1 protein-coding gene is annotated in these 544 nt (G+C 45.4%); it reads right to left on the reverse strand.

What is annotated here, in order from left to right; genetic code table 11:
• Positions 1-466: ABC transporter substrate-binding protein (locus R7R78_RS28850; RefSeq protein ID WP_225474935.1), on the reverse strand; the 466-nt coding region annotated here is incomplete at its 3' end.
• Between the last annotated feature and the right edge of the window lie 78 nt (positions 467-544).

Raw genomic sequence — 544 nt, forward strand, 5'->3', positions numbered from 1 at the left:
CAGCAACCGTTTTGTTGTAATAGTCGTTGTACCAAGGCTCTAAAATGTCTTTCGAGCGGTAAAACTTAAGCATAAAAACAAAATCGTCTGCCGTGACTGGCTTGCCATCCGACCATTTAGCTTGTGGGTTTAGTTTGAAATAAACCGTTTTATTGTCACCCGCTAATGCCCACTCATTGGCTAGCTCAGGGATGAATTCAAGCGTATCTGGGTGGCGAACCACCAACCCTGGAGTTTCATCCAAGATGAAAGAACGTAAACCAGAGTTTGCATCAGGACCAACACTGCGTAGAGTCTGAGGAAAGCTCGACATGAAAGTGCGGTAAGTCCCGCCACGCTTTGCTTCAGGAGAGCCATATTGAGGCTCATCCCAGTTCGTTTGCCAGTTTAAGTCAGTCGGTAGCGTCGCTGACATCGCACCAAAACTTAGGGCGCTTAGCGTGGACGCTAAAATTATTCTTTTCATAAAACTTCCCTTTTTTATGTTTTGCTCACAATGCATGCTTAAACATAGCGTGTGAATTTTTTCGGGTCGAAAGCCGCT

The sequence above is a fragment of the Vibrio sp. 2134-1 genome (assembly GCF_033339495.1).